General features: G+C 68.9%; 2 protein-coding genes and 1 pseudogene. 2 read left to right on the forward strand and 1 reads right to left on the reverse strand.

What is annotated here, in order from left to right:
• A pseudogene (locus tag QM572_RS07650) lies at window positions 1-392 on the reverse strand (hypothetical protein); the annotation flags it as partial.
• A 625-nt stretch (window positions 393-1,017) separates the two neighbouring features.
• On the opposite strand from QM572_RS07650, the gene groES reads away from it, so the two are divergent.
• Both groES and groL read left to right on the forward strand, forming a co-directional pair.
• Entirely contained in the window at window positions 1,018-1,314 is a 297-nt protein-coding gene (gene groES / locus QM572_RS07655; protein ID WP_415091698.1) for a co-chaperone GroES, read from the forward strand.
• 14 nt (window positions 1,315-1,328) lie between these two features.
• A partial coding sequence (groL, locus tag QM572_RS07660) for a chaperonin GroEL (protein WP_415091700.1) occupies window positions 1,329-2,510 on the forward strand: 1,182 nt, incomplete at its 3' end.

A 2,510-nucleotide genomic window follows, 5' to 3' on the forward strand; every position in this document is an offset into this window, starting at 1 on the left:
CCGAGGTCGGGCACCTCCGCGACCGCCGGCGCCAGGCCCGCCAGCCGCCGGAAGGCCGCCCCGGACGCCGCCGCGCTCGGCGCGGAGTACTCCGTCGCCGGGCCGGGAGGTGTGACGTACCTCTCGACCGACATCGTGTCGTCGCCGACCTCCACCGGCCCGTGCAGCAGCTGCGCACACGGGAAACCCGCGGCGAACAGGGTGCGCTGCACCTGACTGCAGCCGTGGTGGCGCGGATCGGACGGGCGGATCTTCACCACGATGCGGCGTCCGTCGGTGAGCAGCAGGCCGACCACCCGAGAGAGGTGCTCGTGCTCGAAGAGCCGGTCGGCCACGCCGGCCCCGAACTCGGCGGCGATCAGCGCCTCCAGCCGGTCGTCGAGCGGTGTCATATCTGCTCCCTTCCGCGACGATTCTCCCTCGTGTAGCGCGGTATTCTCCTGGCTTCGACGAGCGATCGAGAACGATCTCCCGCTGGCCGTCCCGGCCGGTGTGGTCGCCCAGTCCTGGCGGGGAGGGTCGCGGCAGGCCCGGGTGGCTCGCCTGTTCGGCGACCCGCGGGTGGTGATCCCGCCGCCGGATGACCCGACGGCCCGGGCCGTCGGCCTGCTGTGCGGACGCAGTGGACATCCCGATGTCGTCGACGTCCATGTCGCTCTGCACGCCCGGGAAGCGGGGCATGCGGTGGTCACCTCTGAGCCTGGCGATCTGCGGACGGTGGTCCCGGGACCTCGCCTCATCGTCCGGTAGGAACCGCTGGCTGTCGTTGGTCGAGCTTGTCGAGGCCCCGCGGGCTACGGGTTTCGGCGAGCCCAGTCAGCGAGGCTGAAGAGGTTCTCCGACGGATCGACCACATCGTTGGCACTCAGGTTGAACGAGTGCTAAGCCCGCGATAGATTCGGCGTTAGCACTCTCACCCCGAGAGTGCGAACGGCCGCCGGCGGCACCCGCGACGACGCCCCGGCTGAGAAACCGACAAGCAACGGGCGCGAGCCCAGCACAAGAAAGGGTTTTGACGTGGCAGTCACGATCAAGCCGCTCGAGGACCGGATCCTCGTCCAGCCCCTCGAGGCCGAGCAGACCACCGCCTCTGGCCTGGTCATCCCGGACACCGCCAAGGAGAAGCCGCAGGAGGGCAAGGTCATCGCCACCGGCCCGGGTCGCATCGACGACAACGGCAACCGCGTCCCGCTCGACGTCGCCGAGGGTGACGTCGTGATCTTCTCCAAGTACGGCGGCACCGAGGTCAAGTACGAGGGCCAGGAGTACCTGCTCCTGAACGCCCGCGACATCCTCGCCGTCGTCTCCAAGTAAGGAATCTGCAGACCATGCCCAAGATCCTTCAGTTCGACGAGGAGGCGCGGCGTTCCCTGGAGCGCGGCGTGGACATCCTCGCCAACACCGTGAAGGTGACGCTCGGCCCCAAGGGCCGCTACGTGGTGCTCGACAAGAAGTGGGGCGCCCCGACCATCACCAACGACGGTGTCACCGTCGCCAAGGAGGTCGAGCTCACCGATCCTTACGAGAACCTCGGCGCCCAACTGGCCAAAGAGGTCGCCACCAAGACCAACGATGTTGCCGGCGACGGCACCACCACCGCCACCGTGCTGGCCCAGGCGCTGGTCCACGAGGGCCTGCGCGCGGTCGCGTCCGGGGCCAACCCGGTCGGCCTGAAGCGTGGCATCGAGGCGGCCGTCGAGGCCGTCAGCGACAAGCTGCGCGAGCTGGCCCGCGAGGTCGACGACACCGACGACATGGCCAACGTGGCCACCATCTCGGCTCGTGATGCCGAGATCGGCCGGCTCATCGCCGACGCCTTCGACAAGGTCGGCAAGGACGGTGTGATCACCGTCGACGAGTCCCAGACCTTCGGCACCGAGCTCGAGTTCACCGAGGGCATGCAGTTCGACAAGGGCTACCTGTCCCCGTACTTCGTGACCGACCCGGAGCGGATGGAGGCCGTCCTCGAGGATCCCTACATCCTGATCAACCAGGGCAAGATCTCCTCGATGAACGACCTGCTCCCGCTGCTGGAGAAGGTCATCGGCGCCGGCGGCACCCTGTTCGTGGTGGCCGAGGACGTCGACGGCGAGGCGCTGTCCACCCTGGTGGTCAACAAGATCCGCGGCACCTTCACCTCGGTCGCGGTCAAGGCCCCGGCCTTCGGCGATCGCCGCAAGGCCATGCTCGAGGACATCGCGATCCTCACCGGCGGCAAGGTCGTCGCGCCCGAGGTCGGGCTCAAGCTCGACCAGGTCGGCCTGGACGTGCTGGGCCGGGCCCGCCGCATCGTGGTGACCAAGGACAACACCACGATCGTCGACGGTGCCGGCGCGGCCGCCGAGGTCGCCGGACGGGTGGCTCAGCTGCACGCCGAGATCGCCCGCACCGATTCCGACTGGGACCGCGAGAAGCTGCAGGAGCGGGTCGCCAAGCTCGCCGGCGGCGTCTGCGTGATCAAGGTCGGCGCGGCCACCGAGGTGGAGCTCAAGGAGAAGAAGCACCGCATC

Source organism: Nocardioides sp., assembly GCF_047607365.1.
Lineage (GTDB): Bacteria > Actinomycetota > Actinomycetes > Propionibacteriales > Nocardioidaceae > Nocardioides.